The following is a 21,689-nucleotide window of genomic DNA, read 5'->3' as shown; positions in this document are numbered from 1 at the left end:
CCTTTTAAATTCTAAGAAAAATCTAGTTAGGTATGACCAATTTTTGTCCTTCAAAGATCAGGTTGGGATTCTTTAGTCTTTCTTTATTGGCTTCATAAATTTTTGTATAGAGGGAACCGTCGCCGTACATCTGTTTAGCTATCGTTCCCAAGGTATCTCCAGATTTAACGGTATAAACTTGTTTTATGTTCTCTGTGGACAAGGGAGCCAGTAATCCTTTGGCAGGAAGAGTTAAGACCATTCCTGCATCCACCCGATTATTACTCTTCTTGAAAGCTGCTGCATTGGCTTGGTAGATGTCGGCATGATGTTCATAGCTTCCATAATGATTAAGCGCGATGGTGGACAAGGTATCTCCCGGCTGTACCGTATATTGGGTAGACGCGGGTGTCGGTGCAGCGGGTTCTTCAGAAGACTCGGACACCGATGGAACCGGCTCCGGAGCAGAAGGTTGTTCCGAAGTAGCTTGTTCCGGAGTAGGCTCCGTAACCTGCTCTAATGAAGAGAGAGATGCTTCGATAAATTCAAAGTAATCGAAAGAATTCTCCGGGCTTAATTCAGGAATCCGGATGTCAATGGGTTGATTGATGTTTGAAGTCTCTGAATCAAAGTTTAGGACAAGATTCAAGACGCCACTGATTTCCGTTGCTTCTTCACCGGGAATATTCATCAAGCCGGCAATTTGAGACAAGTCGATCTGCAGATCGATGCTGCCGCTATTCTGGGTAATGTAACCGTCTGTGATGGTGTAGTTCAATTGAATACCGCTCTCACCAATCAGGGTAACATCTTTTAGGGATTCTAAGACCGCGTTGATTTCTGTCAAAACCGCAGCGGATTCTTCCGGTCCCAGAAAACTCTCATCAAAATCCATCGAATCTTCTAAAGAGGCCGGTCCTCCTGTCAGCTCGAAAATCGTTTGGAAATACTCTTGAATAAAACCCTGAGCTTCTTCATCTTGGGCAAAATGGTTGACGCTGTAGCTTAACAACTCTTTAAATGCCTTGTCATTAAGATGAATGGTGTATTTCTGTGTGGAAGGATCATTGACAGGTACACTGACGACCTCAATACCAGGGTTGAAACGGGCAGCATAACCCATCAAAAAGTCCGTCCATTTTGTTTGAAAGTTCACACTGAAATCCATCAACTTGGTCATATCCAGGGTACTTAATTCCGATGAGCTTGTATCGGAGAGATTCATGACCATATACTCTTTGTTCATGAACTCTGCCGGCAAGGAAGCTTTAGCCATAGATGGCATTTGGAATATCTCCAGGAGCTTAGGCTGATCTCCCGCCATATCCATATCGATCCAGTAAGGCATCTTCATTTCCAGTCCCGGCATACTCATCGTCATATCTGCCTGGGCGCGAAGGACGGTTTTCTCTTTATTGCTGTTGGTCTTCATATCGAGCTCAATTTTCGCCCCATTGAGCATCGCCGCCATTTGATCCACTTGCTCCTGAAGCATGGGATCCAATCCTGAACCCTTTAGGTCCATGGACATTGTCATATGCTGTTGTACAGAATTGACGTTTTGCATCTTCATCGACGCATCCAAAATTGCCTTTTGGTTAGCCGTACATCCTGTCAATACAAGGATTGCCGCTAAAAATAAGGACATGGTGAAAAGTCTTTTTTTAGTTCTCATTCAATTCCTCCCTTTCAAACGCTGATAATTCCAGTATAATTTATAATTCTAGTTCAATTTTGTTTCTCCTTCTGAAATATTAATTTAATATTGTAATTGGCTTAATATTGGAATTAGCGCTGAGGAAGATCGATTCGGATTGGCTCTTCCAGGATGAGCAGAGGGGTTAATGTTCTTTGCAAAATAATTTTGCCGCTCTCCGGATATTCTACCGTGATCCGTGTTTCCATCCAGGAATCTTGAGGTGACAAGGTTCCTAAACCATTCAGGGTATAGGTCTTTCCTTCTTCATCCCTATATTCGAAACCAAAGGCACCGAAGCTACCCTCTTCCATGACTTTTGTATCAAAAACCAGGTTGGCTTTTCCTTCTCCTTTGATAACTTCTTTTAACTCCGTTCCCTCAATAGCCGGGGTTATGGTCTTTTTCTCCAGATCCACAGTAATAAATTCCTCTTCCTTATCCAGTAAGCGCAGCCCCTGAATCAGAAGCTCCTGTTTCTTAGGTTTTTCAAAATAATCCGACTCGATAAAGACACTCATTCCGCTGTAATCCTCTTTATTCATGGCGCTAATCCCTTGACTGCCTTTGAGCACGATGTTCCCGTCTTCCTCAACAGCTAAATTCAATCCCTTGACCCATGCTGTATTGTCATCGGCAAAAGTAAAGGACACTTCCGTTCCCGTGGGATAGACTCTCATCTCTTCCAGAGTGATCTTCTGCCCATGGATGCTGAAGGTCTTATGAAATGCATAAACAATAGGCTCAGCAAATTCTTCAAATTGAACTTCAAAGGTGAAGATCCCTACTTCTTTCATATTGGGTTTATAAACATGGTCTTCGAATTCCCCTACGGGAACGGCTCGTTCCTCCTGGGGAAGGATTTCCAGCTCCAAAAGCACATCAAAGGAGATGGACTCCGGCAATTCACCTTCAGAAAAATAATAGCGCTGCATGATAAAACCATGATTTTTTTCCAGTTCATCTGGAGACAAGTTAGAGGAAGAATAGGCAAAGCCTTCGATTTTTTCTCCTGTCCCTCCATCCCTCATCTCCTTGAGGCTGATATTGGCCCACTCATGGGCTGCCAATTCGAAGTCATCCGGAAGTTGAAAAAAGAGCACCAAATTTTTTTCATCGGCAAGGACGTAAGGCAGAGATAATTGTTTTTCTCCATCCCAGGCAGTCAGAGCTACTTCCTGAATATATTCATTCTCTATGGCCCCGCTCAGGCTTTTATCAAACTGTATATACTCAATCAAGTGGCCGATAACCGGGATACGGGACATGGTATGAGCAAAAGCAGAATTGCTATTGACCAAGAAGATCAATAATAGTGCGGCAGCAACTGTCGAGAGAGAACTATAGAAGGCTCTCTTTCTCCTCTTGCCCTGACCAATTCTTTTCTCCAACGTATCTTCCACTGATCCTAAGCGATTAGGCTCTGCATAAGCCTCAGCTATAAAAGCCTGCCACTCCTGCCCCGCATCATGCCTGCTCTTTGTTAAATTCTCTTGGTTGCCTTCAGTCATAACAGTCTCCCCCTTCCTCCTCACTCAGTTCCACTCTCAGGATCTTCAAAGCCTTGCGGCTACGGGTGGCTACCGTCCCCTCCGGAATTCCCAGTATAAGGGCAGTATCCGCAATGGTATAGCCGCCGAAATAGCGCAGAACAATCACCTTTCTAAGGTCTTCAGGCAGAGCTTGTACGGCCAGCTTGATGGATAATGTGCCCTCAGGAAAAGACTGCCCTTGTTCCGGCAGGACTTCCATGATCACTTCCCGCTTGCCCATTCTCAAGATTCGGTAACATTCATTGATCAGGATTCGAGTCAGCCATGTCTTGAAAAAACTGGGTTCCCGCAGTTCTTTCCTATGAACATATCCTAAATATACAGCTTCATCCACCGCCTCCAAGGCCTTGGCTTCATCGCCGAGATAGCCAAATGCAATGCGGTACATCATGCTTTTATAGTCTGTGATGAAAGCCACATAGGTCTTTTTATCGACTCCTTTTCCTCCAAATACACCCATGTCCGCCCCCCTTCCTATCTATTAGAGAAACTTACCCTTGATTTTCATTTCAAGGATGCAAAAACTTTTATCTTTTTTTAGAGTAACCTGCCATGCCGCTGCCGCAGCACCAGCAGAGGATGAAAAGCGTTGTCCAAGTGTCCGGGTCGAGTAGCTTTACGCACAGGTCACTTTTTGCACTTCTTACCCGCCGCTCAAGCCCGAAAGACGGCCCAAGGATTTTGCTATAAGGCAGAGAACGGATTCTAAGCGAGCAGGGTAGCAATCTTCGCGAAAAGACTGCAGTGGAGTCGGGTTGGAAACAGGACGTTTCCAACCGCCCATTGAGAACAAGTGCGAAAGCAGTGCTTTCGAGGAGCCGATTTGGGCACGAAACCCGGGCGAGGGTTTCGCCCAAGCCGCCATGCCACAGAGACTGCTTAGCGGCGAAGGTGGACCCGACGCAGCGGAGGTCTTGAGCGATTAGATTGCTCCGCGCAGCTTATGGAGTGAACGCCGAAAGCAAAATCCTGGAGAATCAGCTTACAGGTCTTTTTTAAGGAAGTTTTAATCATGCAAAAAAGCAGAACCCCGAAGAGGAGTTCTGCTTTTACTACGGAATTTCCTTGTTGATAGGAATGCCCTTCTATGCCTTAGCGGATTTCCCGGCGGTGAAAACCATAGTTAAAACTAAGGTGAGTACAGCGGGAATTAACCATCCCAGACCCAGGTGATAGAAAGGCAGAAAATCCATGACCTTCCGAATAAGGCCGAGATTAATCCCCAGTGATGTCCCTAAATCATAAAGGGTGTCCAGGGTGACATAGAAGACGATGATTCCCACTGTCCACACATAAACTGCTCTCTTACCTTTATAGAGATTGTGAAGCAGTGCGAGCATAATCAGGACAATAATGATCGGATAGACGAATTCCAACAAGGGTACGGAAACCCTTAAAATATTAGCTAAGCCCATGTTCGCTAAAATAAAGCTGATAAAAGTAGTAATAATCGCTACCGTATTATAGCTCACCCGGTTATGGGTTAAACGGCTGAAATACTCTCCGCAGCTGGCCACCAGCCCAATAGCTGTGGTGAGACAGGCTAAAGCCATAACGACACCAATAATAGTCCGGCCTGGGACTCCTAATAAGGATTCGCTGATGAATATAAGCATCTGCCCATGATTAGTCCCGGTAAATAAGGTTCCAGTCGTGGCTCCAATATATCCCAATCCAACATAGATGAAACATAAACCTGCTGCTGCAATCATTCCTGCTGTGATGGTGATTCTTGCTATTTGGTTGTTATCGTTTACACCTTTCTCCTTGATGCCTTTAACGATAATCATACCAAAAATCACCGAGGCGATAGCATCCATGGTATTGTAGCCTTCTAAAAACCCTTGAGAAAATGGATTCATATAGCTGCTTTGAGCCATCGTGCCTAAAGGATGAGTTACTCCGACATAAATGATAATAGCTAAAAAAATCAGCATGAAAGGGGTAAGGATTTTCCCCACGCTATCAAGGATTTGGGTCGGCCTTAAGACAAAAAATAAGGTAATGGCGAAAAAAGCAACAGATGTCAGCAATAACGCTAACTGAGGATGAATGAATTGGGTCACAGGAGCGATAGCTACTTCATAGGTTGTAGCAGCGGTTCTTGGAATAGCCAAAAGGGGACCAATACAGAGAACTGAAATAGTCGTGATAATTTTACTGAAAGCAGGATGAACCCGGTTAGCGAGCAATTCCAAATCCCCACCGGCTTTAGCCACCGCGGTCACTCCTAAAAAGGGAAGCCCGACTCCCGTTACAATAAAGCCCAACAGGGCCCAGGAAAGCTGATCTCCACTTTGCAAACCAAGCATAGGCGGAAAAATAAGGTTACCTGCCCCGAAAAACATAGCTAAGAGTGCGAATCCTGTAATCAAAATGTCCTTGTTTGAAAGCTTCATCTCTTGACTCCTTATCGTAGTATTGATGAATTCTAATATTTATATTTTTTCAACAAACTATTATAGAATAGCATTCCTCTCAAAGAGCTGTCAACACATAACTTAAGACATTAAATTGACCCGGATCAGCATATAAATTCTTGCTCATACTCGGCGCAAAAAAAAGAGCCCAGTATCCCCCATTAATTGGGATACTGGGCTTGTCATTACCGACCCGTATTTAATTGTCTTATTCTTTGTTTAATCTCTCTTCCCATTCAGATTCCTTAAAACCTGTCAGAACAAAATCCTGCCCCAGTAAAAGAGGGCGCTTCACCAGCATTCCATCTGTCGCCAGAAGTTTTAACTGCTCCTCTTCAGTCATCATGGGAAGCTTATCCTTAAGATTTAAGCTCTTATACTGTTGACCGCTGGTGTTAAAGAAACGCTTTAGAGGTAACCCGCTAAGTTCATACCATTTTTGCAGCTCTTCAAAGGTAGGATTCTCTCCTTTGATATCGCGGACTTCAAAGGAAAGGCCTTTTTCCTCTAACCATTTCCGTGCTTTTTGACAAGTCGTACATCTGGAATAACATATAAACTGCATAATTTTCCCTCCTTACTTCAGGATATATCGAAATACCCTTCGGTATTGGTTACAAATTCGGTATGGCTTTTTCGCCATGAAATTCACTCTTAATTATACAGTGAATCGCGTTCTAATGTATATCCTTTTTCTTAAACCGTCCGCCCTTGACTTCTCCAACATCTGAGATAATCAGAAAGGCAGAAGGATCGATTTCTCTGACAATATCTTTCATTTTAGCTTCTTCCAGCCGGGTAAAAACACAAAAAACAATATTCTTCTCGTCTCCGGAGAAGGATCCCTCTCCTTTTAAATAAGTCACCCCACGGCCTAATCTCTGCATAATGGTTTCTGCAATGACTTGATTACATTGACTAATGATATAAATGGACTTCATGTCATCAAAGCCCTTAACCACGATATCAATGGTCTTAAAGGCAATATAGTAGGTTAACATAGAATACAGGGCATTATCTAAGCCATAAATAAAGGCAGCTACGGAGAAAATAATGACATTAATGATCATGATAATCTCGCCTACGGAGAAGGGAGCTTTTTTCTCTATAAGGATAGCCAAAGTCTCCGTCCCATCCAGAACTCCGCCGTTACGGATGACCAAGCCGACCCCGAAGCCTAGCATAAGGCCGCCAAAAACCACAGCCAGAAGCTCATCATGTACTACGGGGGTCAAATCGTGCATGAGGACTGTTGAAAGAGACAAAATAAAAATCCCATAAAGCATACTCACGGCAAAGGTCTTCCCGATTTGCTTATACCCTAAGAAAAAAAAGGGTAAATTGAGGAGAAACAAAAACACCCCGAGCTTGATGGGGGTTAAATGAGACAGCATCATGGAGACCCCTGTAACACCGCCATCTATAATATGATTGGGAATCAATATCCCCTCTAGGCCAAAGGCCATAGTAACCGCTCCAAGGCTTATAAAAAATGCCCTCTTAACGAGGCTTCTTATTTTCATCTTTTGATGACTTCTTGGCACACAGACTTGCCCTACAGCTTCTTGTTCAATCAATATGCATTCCCCCATTTTCTAGTTTTATACATTTTTTACCATTAGGTGTTAACAATTAATTTTATCTTATCTGAATATAAATAGGCAAGATTTTTATAAAAAAAAACCACCCTTGATTCTGGATGGTTTATTGGACTCATATTAAAGGGCTCTATAAAAGTTGCTCAATAAGGCATTTATCGGATCATCCAGATAGGTTATAGCCTCTTTTTTAATCTCATAAGGAACATGACCATAATAAGCTTCTGCTAAGGCTCCTGTTATGCAAGCGATGGTATCACTGTCCCCACCGATGGATATGGCATTCCTTATGGCATCTTCAAAGTTCTCAGACTCCAGGAAGGCCCGAATTGCCTGGGGTACACTGCCCTGGCAAGAGACATCAAAGGTATACCCATTCCTAATCTTCTCTAGAGGTTCATTCAGGTTATAGCTAAATTCCCGTTCAATAGTCTCTTTCAGCTCACTCTTTGTTTTTCTACGCTTAGCGAGAAATACAGCCGCTGCCGTGGCCTGAGCTCCTTTGATTCCTTCGGGATGATTATGGGTGACTTCCGCACTCTTCTTTGCCCTCTCCAGCACTTCATCCAGCGTTTTATAGTAAAAGCCTATGGGGCTGACTCTCATGGCGGAACCATTGCCCCAGCTGTAGTAGGGTTCATTCCGACCGGACTCCGCCCATTCTTTAAAACTCCGCCCATATCCTGCCTGGGGGTATCGCTTAAACCATGCTCGATAAGCTTCCGCAAAAGGCATCCCATGGATAAGCGAATCGATCGTGGCCATGGTCAATACGGTATCATCCGTAAATCTAGAATGGGAAGAAAACAAGGGGAAGTCCTTGCTTTTTATAGTGTTAAACTCATAGACAGAGCCAATAATATCGCCAACGACAGCTCCGAGCATTATCCTCACACCTAGTTAAGTTTTCATAGTATTTTAGATAGCTTTTTTTCCCAGAACTTTCTCAACGAAAACCTTCACAATCTCCGGATCAAACTGGGTTCCTGCATTCTTCATCAATTCTGCTACGGCTACCTCTTCAGGTAAAGCCTTGCGGTAACTTCTCTCACTGATCATAGCATCGTAGGAATCCGCAATGGAAATAATTCTGGCCTGGAGGGGGATTTCTTTCCCCTTTAGGGCCTTAGGATACCCTGTTCCATCCCATCTTTCATGATGAGCCAGGACGTACTCAGCCATCTCAGACATTTCCTTAATGGTACAAAGCAAGCGGTAACCGATCTCCGGATGACGCTTAATCTCTTCCCATTCTTCATCCCGGAGCTTATCCGGTTTGTTCAGGATTGTTTCGCTGATGACGATTTTTCCAATGTCGTGAAGGAGACCCACCGTCTTAAGTTCTTCAATTTCATCATTGGAACAATCCAGTTCGATGGCAGTCCTTTTGCATAATTCAGAGACCCGGTGGGAATGCTGCTCTTCCCGTTTGTTCTTTTCATGCAAGGTCTTAATGATAGTATCAATCGTTTTGCTTCTGACACTGGGGCTTTCCGACAGCTTATTTTTATACATATAATCTTCGGCTTTTTTTAATATTTCATTAATCTTTATTTCGGGATTTTCCATGGTTTCATACCCGAAGGAGACGGACAATTCCAAGCCGCCGATCTTTTCCTGCAAAGCCTTAGCTTTAATACCCTTAATCACTCTTCTTGCCTCAAACTCATTCGTTCTGGGCATAAGAATAATGAACTCATCCCCACCAATTCTGGCCACCAAATCCTCCTGACGGCAGCCCTCTTGGATGACCTCAGCCACTTTACGAATCAATCGGTCACCGTAAGCGTGTCCAAAGGAATCATTGACGAGCTTTAACCCGTTGACATCCGCCATGGTAATGGTCAAGGGCAAGTCTTGCGTAAAATCAATCCGGCTAAGCTCCTCTTCCAGAAATCTCCGATTATACAGACCTGTAAGTTGATCATGGTAACTTAAATATTCAATCTTCTCTTGCTTTTCCTTCACAGATTGTAAGCTTAATTTATACCTTTCTTTCTCCCTGAAGAGCTCCTCATTCTTTCGCTTAAGTTCGTAAACGAGGCGATTATCTTGAACGATAAATACAAAGCCCAGGACATCATGAAGTTTTCTATCTTTAATCCGCTTGCACACTACATTGACGGGCAGAGTACTTTTGTCCTTCTTGATTATTTCTATATCCGTATACTTAAGATCCCTGTTTTTCATTTGGCTCAAGTCAAATTTACCTTGATCTGCCTTCCGAAAAAGAAATTCCAGGGTATGGTCCATAACCTCATCTTCATCATAACCAAGCAAGGCTCTCATCTGGCTGGAAACCTTCCGTATCCGGCCTTCCTGGTCCGCTACAATCACCGTATCCAGGGTTTCATTCATAATCTCCTGCATAATAACGCTCTCAGGAAGTTTAAAAAAGTGATAACGTGTTACCACAATAAAAACCCCAAAAATCATAATGAGTGAGTAGAGTTGTCCCATCGTGGGAAGGTGTATTTGGATCAGGGCAGGTAAAATGGTTTGGGTCGTCAGGTTTAATAAAAATGGGATCAGGCTGGTAATGACGAGGATCCGGGATTGTTTCTTAATCCGGATATGAGGTGATGCATATCCCCACTTAAACAAGAGGACAATGGCGATGAGCAAATAGGAGAAATTATACAAAAAGTCACCGGCATAGAAAAAATTGGCCACTTGGACAGGTGTCTCCAGATTCGGGCCAAAGCAGAAGACGGCAAGCACATAGAAAACAAGCCCAGGTAAAAAGATCACGAATTTAACCCCATTGTGTTTCACAAGGGAGTTTTCTGTAATGAGCAGGACAAGGTAGAGAATCAAGGCGCTAAAACTGCACCAGCCTAGAGCGGCCAGCTTATTCCAAAAGGAAAAGGTCCAGGCATCCTGGGCTATATAAGCAAAAGCATAAGCAAAAGACCAAACAGAATAGCTCAGACATAAAAGGAGAAAGGATTGATGAATACGGGATTGAGGACTTTGTCTGTAGGTATAAATACCAAAGGACATATAAACAAGTACAGCAAATAAAGACAATACTGAAAGCAAACTATGGTTGGTCATTGGTTTCTCCTTCAATTTATTGCTTCTCGCTCTTTCTGCCCCCCTCTTCACGGGGTTCCGAATCTTGCGATATCCTAAACAATTTGTCTAAATTATATTGCCATTTATAATTATTTTCAATATAAAAAAAGCCCTGTTCATTTAAAATGAACCAGGGCCGAAATACTTACATGAATTACATCCTAAACTGTACGGAAATTAAGTTCCACATCCCCAATCGAGGTCTTAACTTTGGTTCGATAAATAGGACACCCTTCTTTCGTGGGAAGGGCCCCTCCTTCAAGAATTTTCGGAGGACGGATATCGCATATAACTTGAGATTGGGACAATCCGGTCATGGCATTGCCGCTGATAATATTCGCAATTTCACCTAGAGCGGATTTTACAAATTCGTCGATTTCATTAAACTCCATCCCGCTCATCATTTTGACCATTTCCAGGGTGGTATCCTTAGGAAAACTGTACATCACTTCTCCGGCAAGGTCCCCTGTAATCTCAATCACAATATCAACTTTTTCTTTAGCTTCCTCGCTGCTTTCTATGGGCTGACTTACATCAGTAGATACATCCAGATCCAGTAAGAGCTTAAAGGTTTGACTGGCAGCATTAGAAAAGGGGGTCAGAAGGTCTTTCGCGCTCATTGTTTACCCTCCTTGCTTCTTGCATATTCGGCTATTTTCTGATCATAAGCTACCACATGGTTGATCAGCCATGCCAAAAGTTTTCCCCCAAATTGCTGCATAAGCTCTTCTTTAAAGCCTTCCTTTTCGTACTCCTGGGATACAGCAACCACATAAGCAACCATATTTTTATGTATTATCTGATGTTCTTCAAAATGAGGATATCCGATCTCCAATTGATAAGCCTCTTCATCGGCAAAATGAGTAACCACATAGCTTTTCATAAATTCGAGGGTTTCATTGACCTTTTCAACCTTTTGTTCCCATGGCTTGTCGGAACGCAGCGTTTCCACGAAGCTAGCTACCCGTGAAAACAACTCCTCATGTTGACTGTCGATAACAGGAACACCGACCTTGTATTTTTCCTTCCAGATCATAGATTGACTCCTTTCACTCTCTCCTCAAACACTTCCTGTAGTTCTTCCTATTATATCATAAGTGAAAATCCTACCAAAGAATAATTATTCTTTATATTAGCGTTGAATGGGGGTAACCGTAGCGGCATAATAAAATATCACAAAAATAATAACCAAAATAATGGTCCAAAGAATGATCTTTTGCCAATGCAAATTCCACTGTTCACTGATGAATTGAGTTCGATTCCTGTGCTCGACAAACTCCCGTAACCACCCTCGCTTCCACCATGCTAAGACAAAGATAATAATTAATGCCGCAATCGTAACCACTACAGGGTTCAGATTCTCCAAGGCCAATCCATTGCCCATAAAGGCTAAGACGGCATAGCCCGGCAGCCGGCCTGCCACAGAGATCAGAACCAGGGTCCGGATGGGAATCGTCGTTAGTCCGGCAATAAATGCAATAAGATCATCTGGAAAAGCGGGCAGGAGAAAAATAAAAAAGAACACCCAGGCTCCTTTTTCCTCTGAAAGATGGTCAAAGCGCTCCATATTCTTCCTATCCACAAACCGTTCCACAAAGGGACGTCCTAATTTCCGGGAGAGAATAAAAACTAAGGTAAATCCAATGGTGGCACCCAGCATTGTGTAAAGCAAACCCAGAAAGGGACCAAATAAAAATCCGCCAATGACCCCAATAACCTGACCGGGTATGGGGGCAATCAAGACCTGCACAATCTGTAAGAAAATAAACACCAGCGGCCCCCAGGTCCCTGATCGAATAATGATCTCGCGGACTTGATCCGGGTCGCTTAAAAGGGTTAAGTAGGGCCAGCTCCAATAGAGCAGAGGACCAATAACCAGGACAAATAGCAGCAAAGTTATTAAAAACGAAGACTTTCGATTCAGCTTCTGCTTCATAGTTCCTAATTCCTTTGAATGTAATTTTTAGTCTAATGATAACATAATAGGTTAAAAAGTGTCTGCAGGAAACATCAAATTTTGACATTATATTTTACCCGGAAACTATTTTGTAAATTAAAAGTAATTTATCCTCTATTAATTATTAAATATCGCGATTGTTTGGGTATGGGGCAAGAATCTGCTATACTATGGTCAATAATAAAACAAAAAAGAAGGAGAATGACTTATGCTCGACCGTGAAGTAGCTTTATTGCTCAACGAACAAATCAACAAGGAACTTTATTCGGCTTATCTCTATTTGGATATGGCCAATTATTATTCTGACAATGGTTTAGATGGCTTTGAAAATTGGTTTTATATCCAAGCCCAGGAAGAAAGAGACCATGCCATGCTCCTCCGGACCTATCTTCTCAACAATGATGAAAAAGTTACCCTTGATGCCATAGCTGCTCCCGACCTTACTTATGAAGATTTTAAAGCTCCCCTTCTTGCCGCCTTGAAGCACGAGCAAATGGTGACGGCTTCCATAAACACTATTTACGCTGCAGCATATGAGAAAAAAGACTTCCGCACCATGCAATTTTTAGATTGGTTCGTCAAGGAGCAAGGTGAAGAAGAGAAAACCTCCACCGATCTTATCAGCAAGTTCGAACTTTTTGGTCAAGATCCAAAAAGTCTCTATATGCTGAACCAGGAGCTGGGAGCCCGGGTCTATTCAGCACCTTCTCTGGTACTTTAATCTTCAATTAAGTGAGATTGGTTAAACCATCATCTTTTTAAACCATACGTAATGCAGTTCAAACTGCTGAAAAGTCTGCACCCTAAAGAAGGCTGGAGGTATCCATGGCGATACCTCCGCCTTCTTTCTTTTCTTTTGTATTTCTTCTTTTAAACATTTAATAATACAAATTCTCCTTGATAAGAAATTTATATAGAACTTTCCAAAATTGAATAGTTGTAAATTTTTATGAGGATGTTAAAATACATTTGGGATACAAAATACACCGAAATCCCTAAGAAGAAAAAGGAATAAAAAAGGAGAAGAGAAGATGAAAAAAATCACATCCGTTCTATTGGCACTCTTATTGGTGGCCCTTTTGGCTACAGGATGCGGCAGCACTCCATCCGCCAATAATGCAGGCAATAGCGGCACCCCAAGCGGTGGAGGTTTTGAGATCGCTCTCATTACCGACAAAGGCAATATTGATGACAAGTCCTTTAACCAGGGATCTTGGGAAGGCGTTGTCGAATTTGCTGAAGCCAACAACATTACCCACAAATACTACAAACCTGAAGAAGCTTCCGACGCAGGTTATCTGGCAGCCATTGATTTAGCTGTTACCGGCGGGGCTAAAGTAATTGTCACCCCCGGCTTCTTGTTTGAGGTACCTATTTTTGAAGCTCAAACCATATATCCTGATGTGAAATTCATCCTCTTGGATGGAGCGCCTCACACTGCCGACTACAAAACCTTTGATACCAAAGGAAATGTCGCCAGCATTATGTATTCTGAAGAAGAATCCGGTTATCTGGCCGGTTATGCCGCTGTTATGGATGGTATGACAAAGCTTGGCTTCATGGGCGGTATGGCTGTTCCAGCAGTACAATCCTTCGGCTACGGCTACTTACAAGGTGCTGAGGCTGCTGCTGCAGAACTCGGTCTGGCTGATGGTGCAATCTCGGCAATCTACCATTACACCGGCGACTTCAATGAGACCGATAACAATAAAGCCACCGCTAAAACTATGTATCAAGGTGGTACAGAAGTGATCTTTGCTTGCGGCGGTGCCGTAGGCAAGAGCGTTATGTCTGCAGCTGCCGAAGCAGGAAAAAAAGTTATCGGCGTTGACGTTGACCAACGCTATGACAGCGAAACTGTTATTACTTCCGCAACCAAAGGTTTGCGGGCTTCTGTAGTCCAAGTTCTCGAGTCCATCTACAAAACCGACAGCTGGAGCACTTTTGCCGGACAAACCACCTATTTCGCAGCAGCTAACGATGGAATCGGACTCCCCACTGCTGTCATCGGGGATGCTAAGGCCAACGCATTTGACCGGTTCGGAAAATTCACTGTAGAGCAATATGAAAAAGTATTTAAGTCTTTAGTGGATGGTTCTGTGGATCCTATCCGAACCATCGAAGTAAAAGATGCCAACGGTTATGCTACTGCGGATGAGCTTGTATCCGGACTTAAACTCAGCAAAGTTACCGTTGAAGTTCGATAATACGATTATCCCTATCAATTAGAGCGAAGACTAGGGGAAAGGGAATACCCTTTCCCCTTTCCCCTATTTACATGGAGAATATATGAAGAGGGGTTATTATGAACGATTATATTATTGAAATGCTCAATATCACTAAAGAGTTCCCCGGTATCGTCGCCAACGACACTATAACTTTGCGTCTGAAAAAAGGCGAGATTCACGCTCTGTTAGGAGAAAACGGTGCCGGAAAGTCCACCCTTATGAGCGTTTTATTCGGTTTATACCAACCGGAGAAAGGCGAAATCCGTAAAAATGGAAAAACCGTAAAAATCAATAATCCCAATGACGCTAACGCTTTAGGTATTGGCATGGTTCATCAGCATTTTAAACTGGTGGAAATCTTTACTGTTCTCGAAAATATTATGCTAGGAGTCGAACCCCATACCCTGGGTTTTTTGCAAAAGAAAAAGGCCAAGGAAAAAATCGTTGAACTAAGCAGGCAATATGGCCTGGAAGTGAATCCCGACGCCATCATCGAAAAAATATCCGTGGGCATGCAGCAAAGGGTTGAGATTCTCAAAATGCTCTATCGGGATAACGAAATTCTGATCTTTGATGAACCCACAGCCGTTTTAACCCCTCAAGAAATCGATGAACTTATGGAAATCATGCGCCGCTTTGCCCAAGAAGGCAAATCGATCTTATTTATAACTCATAAATTAAACGAGATAATGGCAGTTGCCGATCGCTGCACCGTACTGCGCAAAGGACAATATGTGGGCACTGTTGAAATAAAAGATACCACAAAAGAAGAACTCTCCCGTATGATGGTGGGCCGGGATGTAAGCTTCAGGGTTCAAAAGGAAGCGAGTAAACCTGAGCGAGTAGTCTTATCCGTAAGGAATGTCTCTGTTCCCTCCAAAACCAGTAAGAAAAACGCCGTAAACAATGTCTCTTTAGACGTTCGCGCCGGCGAAATAGTCTGCCTGGCCGGTATTGACGGCAATGGACAAACCGAATTTGTCTCTGCCCTGACCGGGCTGGAAAGACACACAAGCGGTACCATTACCCTTTGTGATCAAGATATAAGCAAAGCTTCCATCCGTACCCGGTCCAAATCCGGTATGAGCCATATTCCCGAGGACCGGCACAAGTACGGCCTGGTCCTGGATTATACTTTAGAAGATAATCTGGTTATACAGCGTTACTGGCAGCCACAGTTTCAACGGTTTGGATTTATCAGGCGCAAGGCCGTGCGGGCCTATGCTGAAGGAATAATCAAACAGTACGATGTGCGAAGCGGACAAGGGCCGATTACCATCGCCCGCAGCATGTCCGGAGGAAACCAGCAAAAGGCCATTATTGGCAGGGAAATAGACAAAGATCACGAACTGTTGGTGGCGGTACAGCCCACCCGGGGCCTGGATGTCGGTGCTATCGAATATATCCATAAGCAGCTGGTGGCCCGTCGCAACGCCGGAAAAGCGGTCTTATTGGTCTCCCTGGAACTTGACGAAGTTATGAACGTCAGCGATCGAATCCTGGTTATGTATGAAGGGGAAATCGTCGGCGAACTGGACCCCAAGACCACCACTGTTCAGGAACTGGGTCTTTACATGTCCGGAGCAAAACGCAACCAAAAGGAGGGCTCCCATGCAGAATAAGACAATACCCCCTTCCAAACCCTCTCTTTTCCATCGATTGATTCACAGTAAAGGGTTTTCAGCATTTACTGCCGCCCTTATGTCCATTTTTCTGGGCTTTGTCTTTGCTTTTCTGATCATGGCTTTTGCCAGTCCCGACAACGCCTTATCCGGGTTGCAAATGATGCTCATCGGCGGCTTCAAGCGCCTGGCCGATGTCTTCTATTTTGCCACACCGATCCTTATGACCGGTTTAGCCGTTGGCTTTGCTTTTAAAATGGGGCTCTTTAACATCGGAGCGTCCGGTCAATATACCATGGGCATGTTCTTCGCCCTGTATGTAGGATTTATGTGGGACCTTCCCGCTGGAATCCATTGGGTGGCCTGTGTCATAGCGGGTATGATCGGCGGACTTCTTTGGGGTTTAATACCGGGTATCTTTAAATCCCTGCTCAACGTCCATGAGGTCATTACCTCCATCATGTTCAACTATATCGGGATGTATTTAGTGGACATGCTTATTCAAGGCAATGGGGTCATGTACGTTTCCTCTAAGACCCGTACAGCCTATCTCCCCGCTTCCGCTCAATTGCCTACCTTAGGTATAGAACATTCCAATGCCAATATCTCCATCATCCTGGCTATTATTATCGCTATTCTTCTTTATATCGTCTTAAATAAGACAACCTTTGGCTATGAACTCAGAGCCACAGGGTTTAATAAAAATGCCAGCACTTACGCCGGTATGAACGGTAAACGCAATATTATACTCACCATGGGTATCGCCGGAGCCATGGCGGGATTAGGCGGCGCCTTTGCCATCTTAGCTCCCTCTACCATCATGGGCAGCAGTATGACCTATGAGCCCATTAATGTCATCGCTGCCAATGGTTTTAACGGGATCGCCGTAGCCCTCCTGGGCAGCAATAATCCTCTGGGAATTATCTTCTCTGCCGTATTCATTTCCCATATCCAGCGGGGGGGAACCCTGGCCAGCCTATACGGTTATAAGCCGGAGATTATTGATATCGTTATCGCCGTCATCATCTATTTCTCAGCCTTTGCGATGCTGATGAATACTACTGTGGTTGCTTTTTTCAAAAAACTTTTTATGAGAAAACAACCTCTTTCTTCAGGAGAGACTTCCAAAGAGATTTTGGCTGAGAAGATTCTCCCTAAGGATCAGGACACTTCCGGAACAACTAAGGAGGAGGCGTAACTATGGATACCGTATATTATTTGGTTCAAAATACGCTTCCTGTAGCGATACCCTTGCTCTTAGTGGCCCTGGGCGGGATGTTCAGTGAGCGTAGCGGCATCATCAATATCGCCTTAGAAGGGATCATGCTCTTCGGTGCCTTCTTTGGCTGCCTCTTTGTCTACTTTGTTCAGGGTTCCTCCCTGAACCCACAGTATATCCTCTTGCTGGGCATGGTGGTTTCTGCTCTGGCAGGCATCACTTTTTCCTTATTGCTTTCTCTGGCTACTGTCACGATGAAAGCGGACCAAACTATATCGGGAACGGCTTTAAACATGCTGGTTCCCGGAATGATCCTCCTTTATGCGAAAATGTCCTTTAACAGCGACGGCATTACCACCAATGTGAACTTTTATCTGCGGAAAATCCCTGTTCTGGGGGATTTGCCCGTCATCGGCAAGTTATTTTTCCAGAACACCTATATCACCGTCTATATCGGTTTCCTTTTCCTGATCATTGCAGCGATCATCTTCTATAAGACACGCTTCGGCTTGCGCCTGAGGGCTTGCGGTGAGCATCCTCATGCTGCGGATTCGGTGGGCATCAATGTTTATGTTATGCGTTACGCAGGGGTTAGTATGTCCGGTTTCCTGGGCGGAATGGGCGGATTTTTCTATGCTGTCGGAGTCATGAACAGCAACATCAACGGTCACACCGGAGTAGCAGGGTTCGGCTTCTTAGCCCTGGCCGTCATGATCTTTGGACAGTGGAAACCCTTTCAGATTCTGCTGGCGGCCTTATTCTTTGCCTTCCTGCGCACCTTGGCCTATTCCATTGCCCTCATCCCCTTCCTGCATGCTCTGAACATCAACCAAACCTTCTACAAAATGCTGCCCTATCTGGCTACAATGGTCGTTCTGGCCTTCACCTCTCAGAAATCCAGAGCACCAAAAGCTGAAGGGATACCTTACGACAAGAGTCAGCGCTGATGACCCATGAGTTACCACCAGGGAGCTGTCCTGCAATCCAGGATAGCTCCTTTTTCTGTCCAGCTCCTAACCTTCGGCAGGGATAGTATTTATCTGCTCAACTCGTAAATACTAAGGAAGAGAAGTTTTATTCTTAAAAAGACCCGAAAGCTGATTCTCCAGGATTTAGCTTTTGGCGTTCACTCCATAAGCTGCGCGGAGCAATCTAATCGCTCAAGACCTCCGCTCTATCGGGTATCCGCCCAAATCGCTCCTGCTTAATGGGCGGTTGGAAACGTCCTGTTTCCAACCCGACTCCGCTGCAGTCTTTTCGCGAAGATTGCTACCTGCTCGCTTAAATCCGTTCTCTGCCTAAAAGCAAAATCCTTGGGCTGCCTTTCGGGTCTGAGCAGTACAGCTTTTCTGATTAGTACAGCTTTTTCATCCTCTGCTGGTGCCCCCGCGGCATGGTTGGCTACCCTTAAAAAGACCTGAAAGGGAGTCGCAAAAATCCCAGAAAAGTGCTGAATAGGGACCCTCAAGCGTAGCTTTACGCACAGGAGCGAACGGATTTCACTGTGTATAAGGCAGCTAAGGCTTCTGCTTCGCTTCACTAACCATAAGCCAAGCTTTCTTTAAGCGCAGGGGCGGTCAGGTCAGCGAAGCTTTCTTAACGAAGCGGAGCCATGGTTCACATCAGGTATTACCCAGAGGTTGGTGTAGCTGTTAAGAAAGCGAGTTGACCAGCCCCGGAGCTATAGCGTGAGTGATGTGCGTAAAGCTACGCGACCCGGACAACATTTAGTGCCCCGTAAACCTACTGCTTCAATTGCAAGAATGGATGATACACTTTGAAACTCAGAACCTTTATTCTCATTTCTATATCTTCCTTTGCCCTATTTGCTTTGACCGTTAAATTCTCCTGGGCACTGGACTATCCCATGAGCGAGGAAGCGGTCGCCGGTAAAGAAGTCTGGCAGCGCTATAATTGCGTCAGCTGCCATACTTTATTCGGCAATGGCGGGTATGTGGGAGGAGATTTAACCCATATCACGGCTGAACGAACCCCTGACTATCTAATGACTTTGTTTAACAATCCGCCGGTGCTTCCGCCCCATCAAAAAGAGACCCATACTTCTTTGACTGAAAAGGAAACCCTGGCTATGATCGCTTATTTCGAGTACCTAAATACCATTCCTACCTTAGGCTGGCCTCCTCAACCAAAAGAATTAAAAGGTGGGGATGTCCGTTGAAGGGTTTCTTAGGAAAACAAATCGCCCGCCGGTATGTCCTCTACGCCGTGTTCCTCTTTGGTATTCAGGGCCTGGTCGCCTTGCTTGGAGCAACTTCATTGATAGTTCCCGATTTCCCTTCCCCTATTTCCTACGAATATGGACGGGCCGTGCACCTTGCCCTGGCCACTTTTTGGCCGGTCATCGGTATGATGGGGATGGTGTACTATTTTACTGTGGATCAACTCAAGGCAGATATCTATTCACCACGGCTGGCCAGATGGCAGTTTGTCATATTACTAATAGCTTCAGGCGGACTTCTGGGTACTTTAGCCCTGGGAATCGGTAACGGGCGGGAATATCTGGACGGACTGCCTGTCTTTTATATGGGAATTTCACTAGGTCTCCTTCTCGGAACATACAACTTAATAAGAACGCTTTGGAAAAACAGACGGAAAATAACCCCTGCTGCAGGAATTATGACAGTAGGGGTGGTGTTTCTCAGTGTGTTGCTCATACCCAATGTTTTGAGATTCAATAATCCCGTAGCTGACGAAGCGGTAAAGTTTTGGGTGGTCCATCTTTGGGAAGAGATGGCTTTTGAACTCACCACAAGCGGCTTCATCGCTTCCTTTTTTGTTACAGCCGGTATTGCTGCCAAAAAGGATATAGAAAAGTGGCTCTACTTGGAAGCCACTCTTTCAGTGATCGGGGGATTATTCGGCACGGGGCATCATTACTTTTGGATCGGCTTTCCTCCGATTTGGCTCTTCCTGGGCCCGGTTTTCAGCTTCATTCAAGTCCTGCCTGTCTTTCTCCTTGCCTATTTGATCTATAAAGGGTTTAAGAAACACAAACCTTTCAGCCTTAGAGAAAAGCTTGCCGTCTGGCTGATTTTAAGCAGTATATTCCACCATCTTACCGGAGCAACCTTACTGGGTATATTGATCACAATTCCCTGGATCAATTTATATACCCATGGTACCTATATAACCTCAGGACATGCGCATTTAGCTTTATTTGGCACCATAGGTTTTCTGATTTTAGCCGGTGCTTATGCCATTTTAATTGAGGAAGATGCCCTGAACAAAAAAACCTACGGATATGGCGTATCTGGAATCATCCTCCTCAACCTTGGCCTCATCGGCATGAGTCTTTGTCTGATCCTGGCCGGATTTCTTCAGACTTATCTGTGGCGAGTCATGGGGATTGATTTCATGGTAGTGAGCTCAGTCATCAATCCTTATTTAATCCTACGCGCTCTCTTGGGCTCTCTGTTCACTCTGGGAGCAGCTATCTTATCCTTTTTAATTATCAAGACTTGGTGGAAGACCCGGAAAGCTTAAATGCGTTCGGCTATCTCCAGCCATGTTTCCTTGGTCAGAAAGCTTTCCTCTACCTGTTCTTCCAATTCCAGAAAACGTTTGTAGGTCATGCTGAAAGAAAGAATATCCTTATCGATGAATTTCCGGGCAGAAGGATCCGTGAGGCCAATAAAGCACTGATCCTTGTCCTTATCGACTTGATCCAAGGTAAAGAGCACAGTCTGATGACAGCCCGCTCCAAAGTTAACTTTGACATTATCCTGAGTCGGTCGATCATAATTGGCCAGCACAGTCAAGGCCGAGATCTGATCCGCATTAACTAAAAAGATGATCCCCTCCGGAGTTTCGCCTTCTTTTGCTTCGGACAGGGGCTTAAAGATAATATATTCTTTTGCTGTCACTTTAGGCAGTCCAAGAGCGAATTTACCAGCGAGTTCAGGGTTCTTTTTATAAAACTCCCCTTCTCGTCCACCTACACCACCCGTAGATAAGAAATACTCAATAAAACCCAACTCAAATTGCCTGAATCCCAGTCCCACCTTACCACCGTTACAAGTAGTCGTAGAGTTAGCAAATACCGCAACATGTCCTTTGGCAGCCATGTTGAGCAGAGAGATGGCACAACCCCATTTTCCTTCTTTAAATTGCATTGCCTTTTCGGGCTTGGAATTGGAGCGCAATACCGCTACAGGCTGGTTTCTTAATTTAATAGCTTGGGCAATTTTGCTTTGCATAAGAATACTCCTCACTTTTAAATTTCTAGAGATATTCAACTATCATATTACATGTTTTCGCTTGCACAATTCCGAAATCCTCTTTTAAGTTGGGTAGAAAACTAACCATTCGTAATTGGAAA

General features: G+C 44.3%; 19 protein-coding genes. 7 read left to right on the top strand and 12 right to left on the bottom strand.

The features are described from left to right. Positions 1–22 precede the first annotated feature (22 nt). From DESDE_RS22740 to DESDE_RS08760, 11 genes are all read right to left on the bottom strand, one after another. The gene (locus DESDE_RS22740) at positions 23–1,654 is read right to left on the bottom strand and encodes a LysM peptidoglycan-binding domain-containing protein (protein WP_014793688.1); all 1,632 of its coding nucleotides are present in this window, start codon (positions 1,652–1,654) and stop codon (positions 23–25) included. 113 nt (positions 1,655–1,767) lie between these two features. Continuing rightward, positions 1,768–3,186 carry a DUF4179 domain-containing protein gene (locus DESDE_RS08805; RefSeq protein WP_014793687.1) on the bottom strand — a complete coding sequence of 473 codons (1,419 nt, stop codon included), beginning with the start codon at positions 3,184–3,186 and terminating at the stop codon, positions 1,768–1,770. Beyond that, entirely contained in the window at positions 3,179–3,688 is a 510-nt protein-coding gene (locus DESDE_RS08800) for a sigma-70 family RNA polymerase sigma factor (protein WP_014793686.1), read from the bottom strand. Before DESDE_RS08800 ends, DESDE_RS08805 begins: the two co-directional genes overlap by 8 nt. A gap of 625 nt (positions 3,689–4,313) precedes the next feature. After that, positions 4,314–5,627 carry a branched-chain amino acid transport system II carrier protein gene (brnQ, locus tag DESDE_RS08795; RefSeq protein WP_014793685.1) on the bottom strand — a complete coding sequence of 438 codons (1,314 nt, stop codon included), beginning with the start codon at positions 5,625–5,627 and terminating at the stop codon, positions 4,314–4,316. Positions 5,628–5,856: 229 nt separating this feature from the next. Beyond that, complete coding sequence (locus DESDE_RS08790) at positions 5,857–6,213, bottom strand: arsenate reductase family protein (protein ID WP_014793684.1); 357 nt, start codon at positions 6,211–6,213, stop codon at positions 5,857–5,859. 112 nt (positions 6,214–6,325) lie between these two features. Further along, the gene (locus DESDE_RS08785) at positions 6,326–7,225 is read right to left on the bottom strand and encodes a YitT family protein (RefSeq protein WP_014793683.1); all 900 of its coding nucleotides are present in this window, start codon (positions 7,223–7,225) and stop codon (positions 6,326–6,328) included. A gap of 141 nt (positions 7,226–7,366) precedes the next feature. Beyond that, positions 7,367–8,131 carry an ADP-ribosylglycohydrolase family protein gene (locus DESDE_RS08780; RefSeq protein WP_014793682.1) on the bottom strand — a complete coding sequence of 255 codons (765 nt, stop codon included), beginning with the start codon at positions 8,129–8,131 and terminating at the stop codon, positions 7,367–7,369. 33 nt (positions 8,132–8,164) lie between these two features. Continuing rightward, the gene (locus DESDE_RS08775) at positions 8,165–10,303 is read right to left on the bottom strand and encodes an HD domain-containing phosphohydrolase (RefSeq protein ID WP_014793681.1); all 2,139 of its coding nucleotides are present in this window, start codon (positions 10,301–10,303) and stop codon (positions 8,165–8,167) included. Between the two features lie 182 nt (positions 10,304–10,485). Further along, positions 10,486–10,944, bottom strand: coding sequence for a chemotaxis protein CheX (locus DESDE_RS08770; RefSeq protein ID WP_014793680.1), 459 nt, complete (start codon positions 10,942–10,944; stop codon positions 10,486–10,488). Further along, positions 10,941–11,360, bottom strand: coding sequence for a bacteriohemerythrin (locus DESDE_RS08765; protein WP_014793679.1), 420 nt, complete (start codon positions 11,358–11,360; stop codon positions 10,941–10,943). Before DESDE_RS08765 ends, DESDE_RS08770 begins: the two co-directional genes overlap by 4 nt. Before the next feature lie 96 nt (positions 11,361–11,456). Beyond that, the gene (locus DESDE_RS08760) at positions 11,457–12,260 is read right to left on the bottom strand and encodes a TVP38/TMEM64 family protein (protein ID WP_014793678.1); all 804 of its coding nucleotides are present in this window, start codon (positions 12,258–12,260) and stop codon (positions 11,457–11,459) included. A 229-nt stretch (positions 12,261–12,489) separates the two neighbouring features. Between DESDE_RS08760 and DESDE_RS08755 the strand changes: the two genes are divergently transcribed. The 7 genes from DESDE_RS08755 to DESDE_RS08725 all read left to right on the top strand — a co-directional run bounded on the left by DESDE_RS08755 (position 12,490) and on the right by DESDE_RS08725 (position 20,854). Next, a complete protein-coding gene (locus DESDE_RS08755) occupies positions 12,490–13,002 on the top strand; it encodes a ferritin (RefSeq protein ID WP_014793677.1) in 513 nt (170 codons plus the stop codon). Between the two features lie 310 nt (positions 13,003–13,312). Next, positions 13,313–14,488: a BMP family lipoprotein gene (locus DESDE_RS08750; protein ID WP_014793676.1), complete on the top strand. Its 1,176-nt coding sequence runs from the start codon at positions 13,313–13,315 to the stop codon at positions 14,486–14,488. Positions 14,489–14,586: 98 nt separating this feature from the next. Beyond that, positions 14,587–16,131, top strand: a complete 1,545-nt coding sequence (locus DESDE_RS08745; protein ID WP_014793675.1) for an ABC transporter ATP-binding protein — start codon at positions 14,587–14,589, stop codon at positions 16,129–16,131. After that, a complete protein-coding gene (locus DESDE_RS08740) occupies positions 16,121–17,329 on the top strand; it encodes an ABC transporter permease (protein ID WP_014793674.1) in 1,209 nt (402 codons plus the stop codon). Before DESDE_RS08745 ends, DESDE_RS08740 begins: the two co-directional genes overlap by 11 nt. A gap of 2 nt (positions 17,330–17,331) precedes the next feature. Further along, positions 17,332–18,297: an ABC transporter permease gene (locus DESDE_RS08735; RefSeq protein WP_014793673.1), complete on the top strand. Its 966-nt coding sequence runs from the start codon at positions 17,332–17,334 to the stop codon at positions 18,295–18,297. An 830-nt stretch (positions 18,298–19,127) separates the two neighbouring features. Further along, positions 19,128–19,529: a c-type cytochrome gene (locus tag DESDE_RS08730; RefSeq protein ID WP_014793672.1), complete on the top strand. Its 402-nt coding sequence runs from the start codon at positions 19,128–19,130 to the stop codon at positions 19,527–19,529. Then, entirely contained in the window at positions 19,526–20,854 is a 1,329-nt protein-coding gene (locus DESDE_RS08725; protein ID WP_014793671.1) for a cbb3-type cytochrome c oxidase subunit I, read from the top strand. The genes DESDE_RS08730 and DESDE_RS08725 overlap by 4 nt, the downstream gene beginning before the upstream one ends. Here DESDE_RS08725 and DESDE_RS08720 read toward each other — a convergent pair. Then, complete coding sequence (locus DESDE_RS08720; RefSeq protein ID WP_014793670.1) at positions 20,851–21,567, bottom strand: DUF169 domain-containing protein; 717 nt, start codon at positions 21,565–21,567, stop codon at positions 20,851–20,853. The genes DESDE_RS08725 and DESDE_RS08720 overlap by 4 nt on opposite strands. Positions 21,568–21,689: the final 122 nt, after the last annotated feature.

This window comes from Desulfitobacterium dehalogenans ATCC 51507, assembly GCF_000243155.2.
GTDB classification, from domain to species: Bacteria; Bacillota; Desulfitobacteriia; order Desulfitobacteriales; family Desulfitobacteriaceae; genus Desulfitobacterium; species Desulfitobacterium dehalogenans.
This window is presented reverse-complemented; position numbering and strand designations above follow the sequence as displayed.

Coding starts and splice junctions, on each gene's coding strand:
- DESDE_RS08740 (WP_014793674.1), top strand. CDS start 16,121: ATGCAGAATAAGACAATACCCCCTTCCAAACCCTCTCTTTTCCATCGA.
- DESDE_RS22740 (WP_014793688.1), bottom strand. CDS start 1,654: ATGAGAACTAAAAAAAGACTTTTCACCATGTCCTTATTTTTAGCGGCA.
- DESDE_RS08755 (WP_014793677.1), top strand. CDS start 12,490: ATGCTCGACCGTGAAGTAGCTTTATTGCTCAACGAACAAATCAACAAG.
- DESDE_RS08745 (WP_014793675.1), top strand. CDS start 14,587: ATGAACGATTATATTATTGAAATGCTCAATATCACTAAAGAGTTCCCC.
- DESDE_RS08790 (WP_014793684.1), bottom strand. CDS start 6,213: ATGCAGTTTATATGTTATTCCAGATGTACGACTTGTCAAAAAGCACGG.
- DESDE_RS08735 (WP_014793673.1), top strand. CDS start 17,332: ATGGATACCGTATATTATTTGGTTCAAAATACGCTTCCTGTAGCGATA.
- DESDE_RS08800 (WP_014793686.1), bottom strand. CDS start 3,688: ATGGGTGTATTTGGAGGAAAAGGAGTCGATAAAAAGACCTATGTGGCT.
- DESDE_RS08770 (WP_014793680.1), bottom strand. CDS start 10,944: ATGAGCGCGAAAGACCTTCTGACCCCCTTTTCTAATGCTGCCAGTCAA.
- brnQ (WP_014793685.1), bottom strand. CDS start 5,627: ATGAAGCTTTCAAACAAGGACATTTTGATTACAGGATTCGCACTCTTA.
- DESDE_RS08805 (WP_014793687.1), bottom strand. CDS start 3,186: ATGACTGAAGGCAACCAAGAGAATTTAACAAAGAGCAGGCATGATGCG.
- DESDE_RS08775 (WP_014793681.1), bottom strand. CDS start 10,303: ATGACCAACCATAGTTTGCTTTCAGTATTGTCTTTATTTGCTGTACTT.
- DESDE_RS08750 (WP_014793676.1), top strand. CDS start 13,313: ATGAAAAAAATCACATCCGTTCTATTGGCACTCTTATTGGTGGCCCTT.
- DESDE_RS08760 (WP_014793678.1), bottom strand. CDS start 12,260: ATGAAGCAGAAGCTGAATCGAAAGTCTTCGTTTTTAATAACTTTGCTG.
- DESDE_RS08720 (WP_014793670.1), bottom strand. CDS start 21,567: ATGCAAAGCAAAATTGCCCAAGCTATTAAATTAAGAAACCAGCCTGTA.
- DESDE_RS08780 (WP_014793682.1), bottom strand. CDS start 8,131: ATGCTCGGAGCTGTCGTTGGCGATATTATTGGCTCTGTCTATGAGTTT.
- DESDE_RS08765 (WP_014793679.1), bottom strand. CDS start 11,360: ATGATCTGGAAGGAAAAATACAAGGTCGGTGTTCCTGTTATCGACAGT.